Raw genomic sequence first — 17,928 nt, 5'->3', positions numbered from 1 at the left:
GTGAAAACGCGATGATTTTTTTCTTGAATAAGATTTCTCATAAGTTGCAAAAATACGTAATTTTTACGAATTATACAAAATCTATAAATACAGTACCTGATAAATGATCAAACTAAAAACGCAACATTTCTAAATTTAGAAATGTTGCGCATATATTTTAAAAGGTTATAAAGTTGTTTTTAAACAGCTTGTAAAACAGGAATTTTTATTTCAATTAACTCTTTTCTTAGCTGTTCAAGTTCTAATAATAAATTATCATTACTTACTTCAAAATTATTTATTGTATCCGAAAACAATTGTTGGTAGTAGGCAATACCATCATTTAAATTATTCTTAAAGTTTGTTAAGTATTTTTCTTGTTTCTTTGTAAATGAATCTTGAAATTCATCTACTTTATTCGAAAAATAATCAACGTACATAGACAATTCTTTTATAAAAAAGTGCGGTCTATTAGCTGTTGTAATAACATTAGTTTTACCATAAATATGACTTACCATTTGTTTTAAAGATAATTCTCTAGAGAAATAGGCAGCATTTGGACCTGGACAAATAGCAACACCTTGATCTTCTCCTTTGTGCTGCATATTGTAATTTATGATAGCAGCGTTTGCCAAGCCTTCGCATAAACAAGTTTTATCTGTAATTAACTTAGATTTTTTTTCAAAAGTTATGCTATCTAAATTTTGAGTTGAAAGTTCCTCTAATTGTGCTGTTTGGTATTTTTTTGAAGCAGTGCAAAGGGGTTTTCCTTTTGCGTCTAAACTTAAGGCTAAGAATTTTTTAGGACAAGAACTTCCTGGTTTTTCATTTAAAATTCTATTATTTTTTATAAGGTCGTTAGAACTATCTTTTAAGCTATTAAAAGGAACGCCTAAAGGAGAAACATTACTTAAAAATAAGTCTTTTTCTGTCGCTTTTTTTAATTTTTCGATAGAATCGGAGTCTACAGTTGTAGCTTCTGGAACTAATAAAAAGGGTGAACCCCACCCAACGGAATCAATATTATAATTATCTAACAAAAACTCATGCTCTTTAGAGTTTCCAACACCACCTTGAACTGTAATATCCAATTTAAGAGGATTCGAAGGAATTGTTTTTTCTTTACTTTCTAATGCAGCAATAAAAATTTGATGTACATCTGAAATTAATGCTTCTTTATGGTTTTTAAATTCTTCTAAAATAGGACCTAATAAATAACCATCTGAAGCAAATGCATGACCACCACAATTTAATCCAGACTCTATTCTGTATTCTGAAACCCAAAGGCCTTTTTTTGCTAAAAATTTACCTTGAATTAGTGCAGATCTGTAATCACTAACTTTTAAAATTATTTTCTTTTTTAGCAATCCGTTTTCATCTGGAAAAAAATCGTTGAAATTTTCAAAATAACTGTATAATCTCGGATTCATACCTGCGGATAATACAATAGAAGATTCTAAATTACTATTTGCGAAACCTCTTAAAGCTGCATGTGCATCATTAAATTCAGTTGGAAGTTTTTCATTTCCTTTAAAGTTAGCTTTATCAAGCTTTGTCATAATATTAACATCAATATTACCTGGTTTTAGGTTGTTTTGAATCCAATTATGTACTTCCTCTTTTAATGGGTTATTTTGAATGGTTTTTATGAAATTTTGTTTTAATTCTGAAAAATCTGGTAACATTTCCATATATTTTTCAAACTCATTACTTTTTGTTTCATAAGATTTTTTAAGATTTTCAAACTTATGTTTTACAATTGTATCTACTGTATTTAAATAAGAAGTAATACGTTTTGCTCTATAATCTTCAACTTTTGTTGAAATAGTACTGTAAGGAATTTTGAATTTATTAGAGTAATATTCATTCATTTTTTCAATAATAACATCGTCTACAATTGATATTACTGATGAAATACCATATTTGGCAACTTTAATTGGACTATCAAGCGTAAATGCCAATCCCATTACAGGTATGTGAAATGAATGCGGATGTTGTTGTTTTTGCATTTTATATTAGTTTTGTTTGCTAATTAATAACTTTTTTATTTTAATCTTTTGCAATTATAATAAAATAGGCATAAAAAAATTAGCTACAAAAGTACTTAACCTCTTTTCATTAAAACTGATAAATATCATTTTTCTAGGAACTTTCACAATTTTTTATGAAAAAGCCAGCTCACTTAAAGTGAACTGGCTTAACAATTTAAATATATAAATTGGAATTAGCTTCCTGATACACTACCTCCCGAAGAGGTGTCTTTATTAATATTAGTAGGGCTTCCTTCATAGTCAATATCGCCACCACTACTTGCTTTTGCTGTTAAATTTCCTGATACTTTTACATTAATATTTGCACCACTACTTGCTTTTGCGTAAGCGTCAATTGCTTCTAGTTCATCTGCATCAATAGAACTACCACTACTTGCTTTACCAGAAAAAGTTTGTGATTTTCCATATACTTTAATATTAGCTCCACTTGAAGTCTCAGTAGTAACATCATCTGCGTTAACATAAACTTTAATAGAACTTCCACTACTCGCATCTAAATCTAAAGAGGTTGCTTGAAAGGTGTTTTCAGATTTCACGGATGCGCCACTCGATGCTTTTATTTTTTTAATTGTAGCAGTGTTTAAAAACACATTTCTGGCTTTTGCTCTATTTACATTTTTTTCAAAATATATTATTAGTTGATTGTCTTTTACCTCTGTGATTAACAAATCTATAATGTTTTCATCTGCTTCAACTTTTAGTTCTGTAGCATTATCTTGAGTTATAAATAATTGGATACCTTGCTGAACTTTAATTTCATCAAAGTTATCACTTATAACTCTGTCTTCAGATACTACGTTTCTATTTCCTTTAATTCCTGTAAGTCCATCAACAAAACAGGAGGAGGTTGAAATTAAAAGTAGCAACATTGCTGTAATTTTAGTAAGCGTTTTCATTGTTTAATATTTTAATTTAGTCAAATTTAAATTGAATTTATTGGGTGCTATAATTTTATTAGATGAACTGTAGATAATGAATGTTGAATTGTAATTATTCAATTTTCAATCCATTTTCATTAATTTTAATGGCTGCATTATTGTCTCCATCATTTACATTAATTTCAACACCGTTATTATCAATATTTAATTTAAAGTGTTCATTTTCTCTTTTATAGCGTTCACCAAAAATAGAAGGGTCACAGTCTAGACATTCCAATCCGTTTTCAGTCATCTTATAATAATGTTTAGGCATATCTCTGTCATGTACATTTTGAACATTATCAACGTCATCTAAAAATGTTCTAGTAGATCCATCTAAATAAATGATTGTATTTAAAGGTATATAAACAGTAATGTCAATTTGTTGCTCTTTTATCATATTTTTAAAATCAGTTAAAAAGTATCCATTTAACAATAAATCTTGGTTGGTTAAATTGAACTGATATTCAATGGTTTCTGCATTGGAATTTGCATTTTGCCTACTTTTACCAGATGATTCTTTTCTTATTTTAACAAAAGCATTGGACTTGTCGGTTGATTTTACATCAACATTTATTCTATTAGAATATAATTTTCTAACATCGTTGTCATAAACTGTTTCGTACGAATAACGTCTTCTAAGTTCACTTCTATTTGACAGGTTTTCATCACCAATCATTTTTACTTTTAAAGTATCTGTTGCAACAACTGGTAATTCTTCAGTTTGGTTGAAAACTCCATCATATGCAGTTTGTGCAGCAAAATTTATTCCAGCAAATCCTAATCCTAAAAGTGATATTATCCAAATACCTAAGAGTGAAAGTTTTGTGGTTGTGCTAAAAGATTTTACATTGTTAGAAAGAATTTTTAAGCCCAACATAAACAATACTACAAAAGGAATTCCGACTGCAATAAAAGTAAAAACTACAAGTAGCCAAGTTGGTAATACCGAATCATAAAAAAATGGAGGATGGTGTATAAAATCATTACTAAACCCTAGTATTTCAAAACTACCTAAAGAAAATGCACCTATAATAAGTCCTATTAAAGTTGCTGCAGCAATAAATATTAAGAGTGCTCCAATAAGTTTACCAAAAACTTTAAACAATGTAATTAGAATGCTTCCTAAAGTATCTAGTATTTCTTGAACACCAGATTTTGCTTTGTTACTTGCTTTTTTTTTAAATTCAGAATTTTTAACTTTTGAAGTTACATCATTTACACCATCTTTTACCCGAGATGATACATCTTGAAATTCTTCTCTAATTTTTTTTTCAATATTACTAATGTTAACGGGTTCACCTTTCATTTGTAACTTTTCCGCAGTTGTTTCCGCCTGAGGAATTAAGATCCAAAGCAAAATATAAATTGGTATTCCAGTTCCAAAACCAGCAACTACAAGTACTATCCAAATTATTCTAATCCATAAAGCATCTATTCCAAAATAATGTCCTAAACCAGATGATACACCACCTAAAAATTTATCTTCAGCATCTCTAAATAATTTTTTTGAAGAAACTCTAGATTTGTATTTTGGTTCATCTTCAAAAATTTCTTCATCAACTAAATAATCTTCAGGTTTCCCCATTATTTTGGTTATTTCATCAATGTCGTTTTCGTTTACAACCTGACGCGCATCTTTAATTCTTTCAGAAAGTAATTCACCAATTCTGTGCTCAATATCATTTAAAATTTCATCTCTTCCTTGAGGATCATCACTTAAAGATCTTCTAATGGCATCTAAATATAGTTTCAATTTTTGATAAGCAACCTCATCAATATGAAAGAAGACACCTCCTAAATTTATATTTATTGTTTTGTTCATTTTTCTGTTGGTTTAATGGTAGTTACTAAGTTTACTGCTTCTACAAGTTCACTCCAAGTTGTATTTAATTCTTTTAAAAATAAGTTACCTGTTTCTGTTAAGGCATAGTATTTCCTTGGTGGTCCGGATGTTGATTCTTCCCAGCGATAACCGAGTAAACCAGCATTCTTTAATCTAGTTAATAAAGGATAAATTGTTCCTTCAACAACTAATAATTTTGCGTCTTTTAGCTGCGATAAAATTTCAGAAGTGTATGCATCTCCATGTTGTAATATAGATAAGATACAGAATTCTAAAACTCCTTTTCGCATTTGTGCTTTTGTGTTTTCTATCTTCATGTGTTGAGATTTATTGATTTAAAAGCGTTCTGCTATTTAATAAATTCTATTGTAAAGGGATAATGGTATTGTTCTCCATTATTTGCCTTGATACTAGCAGTAATAATTAAAATAAATTTTAAAATTATTGCAGGTATTATTCCTATCGCAATTGCAACTACACCTAGGCCTAAGGTAAAAATGGCAATTGGTATTATTAATAATGCTAATAAAAAACTATAAACAATTAAACTAAGTTGAAAGTTTACAGCTGATTTTCCGTGATCATTAATATATGAGCTTTCACTTTTTTTGGCTGTCCATAAAACAACAGGAGCAATAATATTTCCAAATGGAAAAATCCAACCAGCAAAACCACTAAGATGTGTAATTGCACTATAATTTTTGTCGTTTTGAGATATCATAATTTTATGTTTATTAGTTTCTTATGCAAATATATATATAAAAGATAGTAGTATGCAAGACATAGTACTGTATTTTAACATTATTTTAACATTTAAAATCAATTTTTAGAGTGAATTATGTTAAAAAAATTGTTTATCTATGTATAGATGACATATGTTCGGTATGGGAGTGTATATAAACAGTATATTTGCACTTATAAATGGTATTCTAATTAAATCCTATCTTAAATTCCTATGAGTAAAGAAACTATTTTAAATAAAAATAAATCTGATTTGTTAGCTTTAATAAAAAAGCAAGAAAAAACTATTTATAATTTAGAAAATACACTAAGTACATATAAAAGGATATGTGATAATTCATTAGATGTGTATTTACAAGACTGCACCAAATGGAAGAATAATCAATGCTAACTCAGCTTTAGTGAAATTGTTAGGCTATAATTCTAAAGAAGAATTGTTAGCTATTGACGTGAAGACTCAATTGTATGTTGACTATAAAAAAAGAAAAGACGTAATTCATCATTTTTCTGAAACTGAAAAAATAAGACATAGACTTTTTAAAAAAGATGGTTCTATTATTTGGGTTGAAAATTATGGAGAAGAAATTAAAAACAGTGACGGTGAACTGTTATATTATGAAGGTATTATTAGAGATGTTACTGAGGCTAAAAGAGCAAACGACATACTAAGGGTACTTTTAAATATATCGCAAAACGGATATAAACAGGAAGATTTAAAAGGATATAACAGGTATATTATAGGTGAATTAGGAAAGTTAATTGATGTTTCTAATTCTTATATAGCTTATTACAATGAGTCTAGACAAACAATTTCAATTCCTTTTATTTCAGGTGAAGAAGCAGAAGAGGAATTCCCATTAGCTAAATCATTGACGGGTTATTTAATTAGAAATAGAAAGCCATTATTTCTTGGTCCTAATCAGTTTAAAGAACTTGAAGATGCTGGTGAAATTGAGTTAATAGGTATGGCGTCTAAGGTTTGGTTAGGAGTCCCTTTAATTATTGATGGTGAAGTTATTGGGGCTATTGTAGTACAAAGTTATGACAATGAAAATGCATACCAACAAAGTGATATTGATTTACTTGAACTGGTTTCTTCTCATATTAGTATAGCTGTTCAGAGAAAAAGGAAGGAAAACGAAATTTTTGTATCTAAACAAGTGTTAAGAAAAGTACTAGACAATATTCCAATAAGAGTTTTTTGGAAAGATAAAGAATCAAGGTTTTTAGGTTGTAATAAATCTTTTTATGAAGGAATATCTTTTAAAAGTGATAAAGAAGTTATTGGTAAAACAGATTATGACTTTAATACTAAAGAAGTGGCTGATAAAACAAGAAATGATGAACTTGAGATAATAAACACAGGAATTTCAAAATTAAAATTTATAGAGAAATTTATTGTTAATGGAGAGGAAGTTATTTTTAGCTCAAATAAATTACCTTTTATTGATCAAGATAATAAAATTATAGGGACTATTGGAACTTCGGCTGATATTACAAAGCGTTTAAAATCTACTGAGAAATTAAAAATAGCAACAGAAGAAGCTGTTTCAGCAAATCTTTCAAAGTCAATATTTTTATCAAATATGAGTCACGAGATTAGAACTCCATTAAATGCTATTTTAGGATATTCTCAACTCTTACAAGACGATGATAATTTGACAAAAGGTCAATACGAAAATTTAAAAACCATAAATAAAAGTGGAGAGCATTTACTCTCTTTAATTAATGATGTTTTAGATATGTCTAAAATTGAAGCAGGAAGAATAACTTTAAAAGAGGCTGATTTTAGTCTTCAAGCATTATTAAAAGAAGTTGAAGGACTTTTTAAGTTTAAAGCTGCTCAAAAAAGCATTGAATTAAGGACGGTTACCAAGGGTTACATTCCTGAATATATATTTTCAGATGAATCTAAAATTAGACAAGTAATTATTAATCTTATCGGAAATGCCATAAAGTTTACTTCAAAAGGTTTTGTTCAAATTTCAATTCAAAATTTGAAAGATAACTTTATTAATGTTATTGTTAAGGATAGTGGAATTGGGATTTTAAAAGAAGAACAAGAAAGTGTTTTTAAACCATTTGAACAAGCCAAAAAAGGAGAAAGAGTTAGCGGTGGAACAGGTTTAGGATTAGCGATAAGCAAAAAATTCTCTCATTTAATGGAAGGAGATATTACTATTAAAAGTGAATACGGAAAAGGATCAGAGTTTAGTTTTAAATTTAAATATAAAGAATGTAAACAAAATCAAAATAAAGGAGAGGCAGAAGCGTTAAAGGTGGTTAGTTTAATTCCCGAATTGAAAGGTTTAAAACTCGCTATTGTAGATGATCGTTTTGAAAATAGAGATATTTTATATCAAAAATTAAATCCGTTAGGCTTTGATATTCAGCAAGCCGAAAATGGATTAGAAGCTGTTGAGCTGTATAAAAAATGGAAACCAGATATAATACTATTAGATGTAGTTATGCCCGTGTTAAATGGTATTGAAGCAACTAGGCAAATATTGCAATTGAAAGGTAATCATAATGTTAAGATTTTTATAGTAAGCGCTAGTGCTTTAGAGTCTGAACAACAAGAGGTTATGTCTATGGGTGCAACTGTTTTTATAAAAAAGCCAATAAAATTTGTTGATTTGTTAGCTGAATTGGTTCATAAAGGAGACGTTAAATTTGTGTATGAGGCACAGAAAAAAATCGAAATTAATAATGGCAATGTATCTGAAATTCCAAAACCTATAAAAGATAAATTTATTAATGCAGCATTAGAAGGTGATTTCTTACTACTTGAAGAATTGCTTATTGATTTAGAAAAAAGTACAAATAAAACATTTAAACCGTTAGATGATTGTATTAGAGAAATGGAATTTGAAGAATTAATTAACTTGTTAACATCTTAAGATTATGACTAAAAAGGATAATACAATATTAATTGTAGACGATAATTCGAATAATTTAAAAGTAGTTTCTGGAGTTCTAAAAGAGGTGGGATATAATCTTAGAATGGCTAAAAGTGGCAGACAGGCTTTAGGTGTTTTAGATAAAACAGTACCAGATTTAATTTTATTGGATATTCAAATGCCAGAAATGGATGGGTTTGAAACTTGTTTAAAAATAAAAGAAAATGAGCTACTAACTCAAATTCCAATTATATTTCTGACAGCAAATACAGATGCGAAAAGTATTTCAAAAGCTTTTGAGGTAGGAGGTGTAGACTTTGTAACTAAACCATTTAATAGTAGTGAACTTTTAGCACGTATAGAAACGCATATAAAATTAAAAACCCAAACGGAAGAATTAGTATACCAGAACAAGACAAAAGATAAATTCTTCTCAATTATATCCCATGACTTAAAAAACCCATTATCTGCTGTAATTGGTTTTTCTGAATTACTAGAAGAAAGTTTTGATCAATTAGAGCATAAGGATGTTAAAAAATTTATTCATTATATACACGAGTCTTCTAAGTTCTCAATTGAAATTTTAAATAACCTTTTAGATTGGTCAAGAATGCAAAGGGGTAATTTAAGATCAGAAAAAACAAATTACAATTTAAGTAGTTTATTAAATAGTAATATTGAAGGTCATATGCCACAAGCATCAGCCAAAAAAATTAAATTCGATTTAGATATTGATGAGGATTTGATAGTATGTGCTGATGAGAAAATGATTTCAACAGTAATTCGAAATTTAATTTCAAACGCTATTAAATTTACTCCAAATGGAGGTGAAATATTTATTTCTTCAAAACAGAAATTTATAAATGATAAAAAAGTTGTTGAAACTGAAATTAAAGATACAGGTGTTGGAATGTCATATGAAAAAATAAATAAATTATTTAAGATTGAGCATAATGTTGTTTCAAAAGGCACTAATAATGAAAGTGGAACGGGGCTAGGGCTTTTACTTTGTAAGGAGTTTATTTCTCAAAATAATGGTAATATTAAAGTTGAAAGTGAACTTGAAATTGGAAGTAAATTTATTTTTGACTTAAATTGTTCATCATAAAATATCATTTCTATTTCAAAAAATGAATTGCATTTTAGAATTAAATTTTCTCAATTTTTTTATATGATATAAAATTAAGTTCAATAAATTTAAGAGAAGTTATTCAGAAAAGAATAGGAATATGGTGTGCAATTAAGTTGAATTACCAAGCTGAAAACCATTTAAATGTGCTATTAGACTGTAGTTTTTATCATTTTAATTATTAGAATTATTTATTTTAATGATTTCTTAATTTAACAATTACGTGAAAGATAGGGGTATGCAATACAAAACGCTATTTTAAATATTATTCTCCCTAAAAAAAGCATTTTAAACCTTCATGATTTTTAACTACCTTGTTTTAAAATTAACTATTTTAATGTATGGAAGTAACTATAAAAAAAATGAACCGATTTTTAATGTTTAAATTACCATCAGCTTTTTTATGTGGTGTAAGATTGAAAGATTTAACAAACCATAAGGCCGTTGTAACAGTTACTCATAAATGGATAAATCAAAATCCATTTAAATCAATGTATTTTGCAGTACAATCTATGGCTGCAGAACTTTCTACAGGTGCATTGGTAATAAAAAAAATACAAGAATGTGGTAGTCCAATATCTATGTTAGTTACCAATCATCAAGGTAGGTTTACCAAAAAAGCTGTTGGAAAAATTAGGTTTGTTTGTGAAGATGGAAATTTAATTAATGAAGTTTTAGAACAAGCTATTAATACAAGTGAGGGGCAAACAGTTACAATGAAATCGGTTGGAATTGATGATAGTGGAGAGCAAGTTTCTGTTTATGAATTTGAATGGAGTCTTAAATTAAAAAGTACAAAAATCAAAAGTTAAATGTTATTATAAATATATATTATGAATGCACATGAAATAGAATATCAAATTCACGGTGAAGAAATGCAATATGTTGAAATTGAACTTGACCCACAAGAAGGAGTGGTTGCTGAATCTGGAAGTTTTATGATGATGAATGACGGTATAACCATGGATACTATTTTTGGAGATGGTTCTAATCAAAATGAAGGTATTTTAGGAAAACTATTTTCGGCTGGGAAAAGATTATTAACAGGAGAAAGCTTGTTTATGACTGTTTTTTCAAACAGTGGAATTGGTAAAAAGCAAGTTTCTTTTGCAGCTCCTTATCCTGGGCAAATAATTCCAATAGATTTAAGCGAATTAGAGGGAAAGTTTGTATGTCAGAAAGATGCTTTTTTATGTGCTGCAAAAGGGGTTTCTGTTGGAATAGAGTTTTCAAAAAAATTAGGAAGAGGTTTGTTTGGTGGAGAAGGATTTATTATGCAAAAACTAGAAGGCGATGGATTAGCATTTGTCCACGCTGGAGGGAATATGTCTAAAAAACATTTAAAAGCAGGCGAAATTTTAAAAGTTGATACGGGGTGTGTAGTTGGTTTTACAAAAGATGTGGCGTATGATGTTGAATTTGTTGGAGGTATAAAAAATACTGTTTTTGGAGGTGAAGGTTTGTTTTTTGCAACCTTAAAAGGACCAGGAACTGTTTATGTACAATCGTTGCCATTTAGTAGATTGGCGGGCAGAGTCTTAGCTTTGGCGCCTCGAACAGGCGGTAAAACTAGAGGAGAAGGAAGTTTGCTTGGTGGAATTGGTGATATTTTAGATGGCGATAATAGAATATAATTAATAAAAAACCGAAGCATAACTTCGGTTTTTTTTAAATATTTAAAGTTTCTAACTCTTTATAATTTTTATTTAATTTTCTTAGCAAAATTCCATAAACAAGTTTGTAATACAACCATAATAAACCACTCATAATTAACAAACCCACGATATGAACAGTTAACACAATGTAGAAAAACTTAGTTTCATCAATTGGCACATGTTTTGGGTTCATAACTTCATTTAAAAGAGCTGGGTCAGAAAACATAATAATGTTAACAATAATGGATAATATTATTGTCATTATAATATTATAATAAACGTAATAGTTAACTGTTTTACGAGTTTTAATAATTTTTTTCATTAACAAACTAGTAGAATCTACAACGCAAATAGAACTGTAGTTTTTATAGAACAAATAAATAAAAACCACAACAACTGCATAATGAAAAATGTATGTTATTTTTAAAAATGCTTTTAAATGCAATTTTTCATAAATAGTAAAAAAGCTTTCAGGAATTAATAAGTTTATAAACCCCCAAAATAAAAATTCGGCAATACAAATAATAAAAATCCACTTTACAATAGATGAGGATTTTTTATGAATTATCTTATAGATCTCATCGTAAGATAACTTTGGAAAATTAGCATCCTGCTTTTTCCAGTCTTTTTTTAGTATATCTAATTCATCCATAACTTACGGATTTAATATTGTTCTTAATCGCGTTTTAATTCTATTCATTTTTACACGTGCATTTACTTCTGAAATACCGATTGTTTCAGATATTTCTTTATAATTCTTATCTTCTAAATATAAGAATACTAAAGCTTTTTCAATGTCAGACAATTGGTGAATTGCTTTATACATTAATTTTAACTGTTCTTCTTCGGTGTTATCATAATCTGTAGATTTTATTTTGTGCAATACAGTATCAAAATCTTGAGTTTGTATAGTTCGTTTAGATTTTCTATACAGTGTAATAGCTGTATTTAATCCAATTCTATACATCCAAGTACTTAATTTAGAATCACCTCTAAACTTCGGATATGCTTTCCAAAGTTGAATTGTAATTTCTTGAAACAAATCGTTGTGCGCTTCTTGATTGTTTGTATAAATTCTACATACTTTATGAATGATATTCTGATTTTCTTGAAATTCAGAAATAAATTTATGTTCTAATTCTTTATTCACAAGCTAAGTTTGGTTTCAAAATATAAGTAGCATTTAAACTGAAAAAGTTACAGTTTGTTTAAAAAAAAGATGCTGACTAAATTTTAATTTAGTCAGCATCTTTTTTATTGGTGCATTAAATATTTATTAGAATATTAATCATTCTTTTTAATTTCAGTAATAAATTTATCCAATTCCATACCGTATTTAGAAATCTTAATTTCTTTCGTTAACGATTTATTTATGGTATCTAATAATTTAAAATTGGCATTGTATAATTCTGTTAATGCAATATACGGAGCCACTTCTTTATCTTTATGCTGTAAAGCAAAATTTGTAGTGTAGTAGTACTTGCGTTTTATTAAATTTTTTTCTTCGGCTTCTAATTTTAATAATAACGTTTCATCCTCATTTCTCTGAGCTTCAAATTTATCTTTAATAAAATCTAATTCTTTACCTCTAAATTGTTGAATCATAGATTTGTATTCATCTAATAATTCCTGATTTTTAGAACCTGTAATTTTAGCTGAAAAAAGTAATTTTTCGAGTTTAGAAGTAATTGTTAATGTTCCTTTTTCCCCAAAGAAAGGAATTTTCTCGGTTTCTTTTTTATCAAGTGTTAGATAATACATTTCAGGCGTTTTCAAATCATCAACCAAGACAAAGCTACTTAGTCCATTTATTTCAACCGAATCTACAGCTACTAATACTGTATCAACAATTTTTTCTAAATAAACAGTTCCTTTTTTTAGTCCATCAATATTACCATTTACCACCATACTGCCGGTTTTTTCTTTACTACAAGAAATTAAAAGACTAACAAGCACAAAACAAAAAACTATTTTTTTCATTATTAATTTATTTAAGGCGACAAATATCTAATTTTTATTTTAATTTTTATGAATTTAAGGAGCAACAATTCTCATTAATTCTGCTGTAAGCATAGCGCCGTACGTTCCAACAACATACCCAAAAACAGCTAATAAAACACCAACGGTTGCTAAAGACGGATGAAAAGCGGCTGCAACAACAGGAGCAGAGGCTGCACCTCCAACATTTGCCTTACTACCAATTGCTAAAAAGAAATAAGGAGCTCTAATTATTTTAGCAACAAGTATTAGTAAAAATACATGAATTGCCATCCAAATAAGTCCTACAACTATCAACCCTGGATTATCTAATATTTGTGTTAAATCCATTTTCATACCAATTGATGCTACCAAAATATAAATAAAAACGCTTCCTATTTTACTTGCTCCAGCACCTTCGTATTGTTTTAATTTTGTAAAAGATAATAGTATTCCTAGGGCGGTTGCAATTGTAATCATCCAGAAAAATTGAGAGCCAAAAGATGACATTGCAGAGGTTTTGTCGCTAACAGATTCAAAATTGGCACTTAAAAAATTTGAAATGCTATTTGCTCCCCAATGTGATGCTCCAACAACTACAAAGGCAATTCCTAAAATAACCATAAAATCCGCTAATGATGGATTTCTACTGTTTTTTGAAGAATAACTTGATACTTTTTCTTTTAAAGTTTCAATAGCAGAAGTATCGGCTTTTAACCATTTATCTATTTTGTCTGATTTACCAATTCCTAATAACAAAATAGCCATCCATATATTTGCAACTACAATATCTACAATTACAAAACTGGCATAATTTTTTGTGTTAAACTGATAAATTTCTAGCATTGCAGCTTGGTTTGCACCACCACCAATCCAACTTCCAGCCAAGGTAGCTAAACCTCTCCAAACGGCATCTGGTCCAGCGCCACCAACAGTTTCTGGAGAAACCATAGAAACTAATAAAATAGCAAGTGGTCCACCAATTATAATTCCAGCAGTTCCTGTTAAAAACATAATTAAGGCTTTTGGCCCTAAATTAAAAACTGCTTTTAAATCGATACTCAATGTCATTAAAACCAATGCTGCTGGTAATAAAAATCGACTTGCAACATAGTACAATTGAGATTTATGTTTGGTTATTTCTCCAATTTCATTTACAGTTTGCCATTCAGGAGAAATAATTCCTGTTGTAGTAAAAACAGCAGGCATCATATACGCCATTAACAAGGCAGGAATGTATTTATAAAACTTTTTCCAAAATTTATTATCAGTAGTTGATGTGTAAAAAACAAAACCAAGTGTTAACATTAAAATTCCGAAAACAATTGTGTCTTGTGTAAAAAAAGGTGTCGTATCCATATGTAAATTTTCAATTTCGGCTAATTTAACAATTTTTATGAGTTTATTCCTAATAAATGAATATTTGGTTTCCTATATTTGTAGGATTAAAATATAACCAAATGAACCTAGCGTGCTAAATAGTTTATTATTTAATAAAATTATAATTAACGAACAGCATGTGACTTTCCAAAAAAATTTTATTTAGACCCATGAAATACATAAAACTTTATTTTTTATTAGCTCTATTAATAGTTTCTTGTAAAACTGTTCAAGAAACAACAGAAACGGTAATTGTTACAGCACCTGAAGCTGTAGATACTCGTGAAATTCAAGGTGGAATGTGGATTCCATCTTTATTAGAAGGTGTTAACGAAACCGAAATGCAACTACTTGGTAGTAAATTAACGGCTAAAGATATTTACGATGTAAATAATTCAAGTTTAAAAGATGCCATTGTACATTTTAACGGTGGTTGTACTTCAGAAATTATTTCACCAAACGGATTATTATTAACAAATCATCACTGCGGGTATGGTGCAATTCAATCACACTCATCTGTAGAACACGATTATTTAAAAAATGGATTTTGGGCAAAAAATTATGATGAAGAATTATCAAACCCAAGCATGTCTGTTACTTTTATTAAAAGAATTGATGATGTAACGGAAGCCGTTTTTGAAGGAGTTACAGATGATATGGATGAGGCTGCTAAAATGAAGTTAATTAATCAAAATATAATAAAGGTTAATAAGGCTGCTAAAAAAGAAGCTTGGCAAGATTCCAATATAAAAGCTTTTTATAAAGGGAATCAATACTTATTATTTGTAACAGAAGAATTTAAAGACTTACGTCTTGTTGGTGCTCCACCTTCATCAATAGGTAAATTTGGAGCAGATACAGATAACTGGATGTGGCCAAGACATACTGGAGATTTTTCATTATTTAGAATCTATGCTGATGCAAATAATAGACCAGCAGCTTATTCTAAGGACAATGTACCTTATACGCCAAAACATCATTTACCAATATCTTTAGATGGAGTTGAAGAAGGTGATTTTACGTTGGTATTTGGTTTTCCAGGAAGTACAAACGAGTATTTACCAGCTGTTGCTGTAGATCAAATTGTAAATGTTTTGAATCCTGCTAAAATTGAAGTGCGTGAAAATGCTTTAAAAATTATAGATTCTTATATGCGTACAGATCCAGCAGTAAAAATTAAATATGCTTCAAAATATGCTTCAACGGCAAATTATTGGAAAAAATGGATTGGAGAAAATCAAGGTCTTAAAAAATCTAATGCAGTTCAAAAGAAAAAAGAATTAGAAAGTGAGTTTTCAAAAATAGTAGCCGAAAAAGATTTAGCGGGATATACTACTTTGCTCGCTGATTTTGAAAAATTATACAAAGAAATAGAAAGTGTTTCTTTAGCGCGTGATTATTGGATTGAAGTTGCTTACAGAAATGTTGAATTATTAGGAATTACTTTTAGAGCTTTTCAAATAGAACAAGCCTATTTAAGAGGCGGAGAACAAGGTTTTGAGAATGCTAAAAATGCTATTTTAAGAAGATTGGAAGGTACTTACAAAAATTACAGTGCTGAGGTTGATAAACCTGTTTTTGAAAAATTAGTAGCATTATATGCTAAAAAATCGCCAAAAGCTTATAGTCCTTCAAATTTAGAGGGTGTTAATTTTACTGATTTAGCAAACACCATATACAGTACGTCTAAATTAACAACATTAGAAGGAGCAAAAGAATTATTATCTGGAACACCTGAAGAAGCAATTAAAAAATTAAATAAAGATACCGCATATCAGTTTGGAAAAGAATTTCACACAACTTTTTATAATAAAATTGAACCTAAATTTCAACAATTAAATCAACAATTGGCTGCGGTTCAAAAACAATATATGAAAGGTTTAGTACAAGTTTTTCCAACGAAACGCTTTTTCCCAGATGCCAATAGTACATTGCGTGTAACTTATGGTCAAGTTAGTGGTTACGAACCTAGAGATGGTGTTTATTATAACACTACAACGTATTTAGAAGGTGTTATGGAAAAATTTGTACCAAATGATTATGAATTTGATGTGCCTCAAAAACTTCAAGATTTATACGATGCTAAAGATTTTGGAGATTATTCTGAAAATGGTAAAATGCCTGTAAATTTTATTGGAACAAATCATACAACAGGTGGTAATTCTGGTAGTCCGGCAATTGATGCCCATGGAAACTTAATCGGTTTAAATTTCGATAGAGTTTGGGAAGGAACTATGAGCGATTATAATTATGATGCAGATATTTGTAGAAATATTATGGTAGATATTCGCTACGTGTTATTTATTGTTGATAAATATGCAGGCGCAAAAAACTTAATAGAAGAAATGACCTTAGTTCATCCAAAAAAGAAATAATAATTTAAATATAAAAACAGCAAACCAATGAAATATATTAAACTCTATTTAATAATAGCACTATTAACAATTTCTTGTAAAACAGTACAAGAAACAACAAAAGAAACAGCACAAGTTGTTGAGCAAATTGCAACACCGGTAGTTCAGGATACGCGAGATATTCAAGGTGGAATGTGGATTCCTTCATTATTAGAAGGAATGAATGCTGATGAAATGGAGCAATTAGGAATGAAAATGTCTGTAAAAGATATTTACGATGTAAATAATTCAAGTTTAAAAGATGCGATTGCTCATTTTGGAGGAGGTTGTACTTCAGAAATTATTTCACCAAATGGATTGTTATTAACAAATCATCACTGTGGATATGGAGTAATTCAATCGCACTCTTCTGTTGAAAACGATTATTTAAAAGATGGTTTTTGGGCAATGAATTATAGTGAAGAGTTACCGAATGAAAGTTTAACTGCTACTTTTATTAAAAGAATTGATGATGTAACAACACTGGTTTTTGAAGGAGTTACAAATGATATGGATGAAGCTTCAAAAATGAAGTTAATCAATCAAAATATTTTGAAAGTAAATAAAGCTGCTCAGAAAGAGGAATGGCAAGATTCTTATATAAGATCTTTTTTTAAAGGGAATCAATACTTATTATTTGTAACAGAAGTATTTAAAGATGTTCGTTTGGTTGGTGCCCCACCAACTGCAATTGGAAAATTTGGAGCGGATACAGATAACTGGATGTGGCCTCGTCATACAGGAGATTTTTCTTTATTTAGAGTATATGCAGATGCTAATAACAGACCAGCAGCATATTCAAAAGATAACAAGCCGTACAATCCAAACCACTATTTGCCAATATCTTTAGATGGTGTTGAAGAAAATGATTTTACGTTGGTTTTTGGTTTTCCAGGAAGAACAAACGAATATTTACCTGCAGTTGGTGTAGATCTCGGTGGTCGCCGTATCATTAAAAAA

At 29.1% G+C, this 17,928-nt stretch carries 15 protein-coding genes; 6 read left to right on the top strand and 9 right to left on the bottom strand.

The window, feature by feature from the left end; genetic code table 11:
- Positions 1-179: 179 nt before the first annotated feature.
- The 5 genes from IEW75_RS06925 to IEW75_RS06905 all read right to left on the bottom strand — a co-directional run bounded on the left by IEW75_RS06925 (position 180) and on the right by IEW75_RS06905 (position 5,514).
- Complete coding sequence (locus tag IEW75_RS06925) at positions 180-1,988, bottom strand: hypothetical protein (protein ID WP_134248830.1); 1,809 nt, start codon at positions 1,986-1,988, stop codon at positions 180-182.
- A gap of 215 nt (positions 1,989-2,203) precedes the next feature.
- Positions 2,204-2,926 (bottom strand): head GIN domain-containing protein, encoded by a 723-nt coding sequence (locus IEW75_RS06920; RefSeq protein ID WP_134248831.1) that lies wholly within the window; start codon positions 2,924-2,926, stop codon positions 2,204-2,206.
- A 94-nt stretch (positions 2,927-3,020) separates the two neighbouring features.
- On the bottom strand, positions 3,021-4,772 hold the full coding sequence (locus IEW75_RS06915; RefSeq protein ID WP_134248832.1) for a PspC domain-containing protein: 1,752 nt from the start codon (positions 4,770-4,772) through the stop codon (positions 3,021-3,023).
- Entirely contained in the window at positions 4,769-5,110 is a 342-nt protein-coding gene (locus tag IEW75_RS06910; RefSeq protein WP_134248833.1) for a PadR family transcriptional regulator, read from the bottom strand. Before IEW75_RS06910 ends, IEW75_RS06915 begins: the two co-directional genes overlap by 4 nt.
- A gap of 32 nt (positions 5,111-5,142) precedes the next feature.
- Positions 5,143-5,514, bottom strand: coding sequence for a DUF4870 domain-containing protein (locus tag IEW75_RS06905; protein WP_134248834.1), 372 nt, complete (start codon positions 5,512-5,514; stop codon positions 5,143-5,145).
- 364 nt (positions 5,515-5,878) lie between these two features.
- Between IEW75_RS06905 and IEW75_RS06900 the strand changes: the two genes are divergently transcribed.
- The 4 genes from IEW75_RS06900 (at position 5,879) to IEW75_RS06885 (ending at position 11,197) form a co-directional block, all read left to right on the top strand.
- Entirely contained in the window at positions 5,879-8,434 is a 2,556-nt protein-coding gene (locus tag IEW75_RS06900; RefSeq protein WP_134248835.1) for an ATP-binding protein, read from the top strand.
- Positions 8,435-8,438: 4 nt separating this feature from the next.
- Positions 8,439-9,542, top strand: a complete 1,104-nt coding sequence (locus IEW75_RS06895) for a hybrid sensor histidine kinase/response regulator (RefSeq protein ID WP_134248836.1) — start codon at positions 8,439-8,441, stop codon at positions 9,540-9,542.
- A 362-nt stretch (positions 9,543-9,904) separates the two neighbouring features.
- Positions 9,905-10,375 (top strand): DUF4442 domain-containing protein, encoded by a 471-nt coding sequence (locus tag IEW75_RS06890; protein WP_134248837.1) that lies wholly within the window; start codon positions 9,905-9,907, stop codon positions 10,373-10,375.
- A gap of 21 nt (positions 10,376-10,396) precedes the next feature.
- Positions 10,397-11,197: a TIGR00266 family protein gene (locus tag IEW75_RS06885; RefSeq protein WP_134248838.1), complete on the top strand. Its 801-nt coding sequence runs from the start codon at positions 10,397-10,399 to the stop codon at positions 11,195-11,197.
- 34 nt (positions 11,198-11,231) lie between these two features.
- Here the strand turns inward: IEW75_RS06885 and IEW75_RS06880 are convergent, their stop codons facing one another.
- The 4 genes from IEW75_RS06880 to IEW75_RS06865 form a co-directional block, all read right to left on the bottom strand.
- The gene (locus IEW75_RS06880) at positions 11,232-11,870 is read right to left on the bottom strand and encodes a DUF8845 family protein (RefSeq protein WP_134248839.1); all 639 of its coding nucleotides are present in this window, start codon (positions 11,868-11,870) and stop codon (positions 11,232-11,234) included.
- 3 nt (positions 11,871-11,873) lie between these two features.
- A complete protein-coding gene (locus IEW75_RS06875) occupies positions 11,874-12,368 on the bottom strand; it encodes an RNA polymerase sigma factor (protein ID WP_134248840.1) in 495 nt (164 codons plus the stop codon).
- Between the two features lie 134 nt (positions 12,369-12,502).
- Positions 12,503-13,198, bottom strand: coding sequence for a DUF4369 domain-containing protein (locus IEW75_RS06870; protein WP_134248841.1), 696 nt, complete (start codon positions 13,196-13,198; stop codon positions 12,503-12,505).
- A 54-nt stretch (positions 13,199-13,252) separates the two neighbouring features.
- Positions 13,253-14,554: a DUF819 family protein gene (locus IEW75_RS06865; RefSeq protein WP_134248842.1), complete on the bottom strand. Its 1,302-nt coding sequence runs from the start codon at positions 14,552-14,554 to the stop codon at positions 13,253-13,255.
- Positions 14,555-14,745: 191 nt separating this feature from the next.
- Here IEW75_RS06865 and IEW75_RS06860 point away from each other — a divergent pair, with 191 nt between their 5' ends.
- Together IEW75_RS06860 and IEW75_RS16050 are read left to right on the top strand one after the other, a co-directional pair.
- Positions 14,746-16,950: a S46 family peptidase gene (locus IEW75_RS06860; protein WP_134248843.1), complete on the top strand. Its 2,205-nt coding sequence runs from the start codon at positions 14,746-14,748 to the stop codon at positions 16,948-16,950.
- A 27-nt stretch (positions 16,951-16,977) separates the two neighbouring features.
- A partial coding sequence (locus tag IEW75_RS16050; RefSeq protein ID WP_188704010.1) for a S46 family peptidase occupies positions 16,978-17,928 on the top strand: 951 nt, incomplete at its 3' end.

Source organism: Lutibacter litoralis (assembly GCF_014646675.1).
In the GTDB taxonomy this organism is placed as follows: domain Bacteria; phylum Bacteroidota; class Bacteroidia; order Flavobacteriales; family Flavobacteriaceae; genus Lutibacter; species Lutibacter litoralis.
Note: the sequence above shows the minus strand (reverse complement) of the source record. Positions and strands in the feature narration are given on the sequence as shown.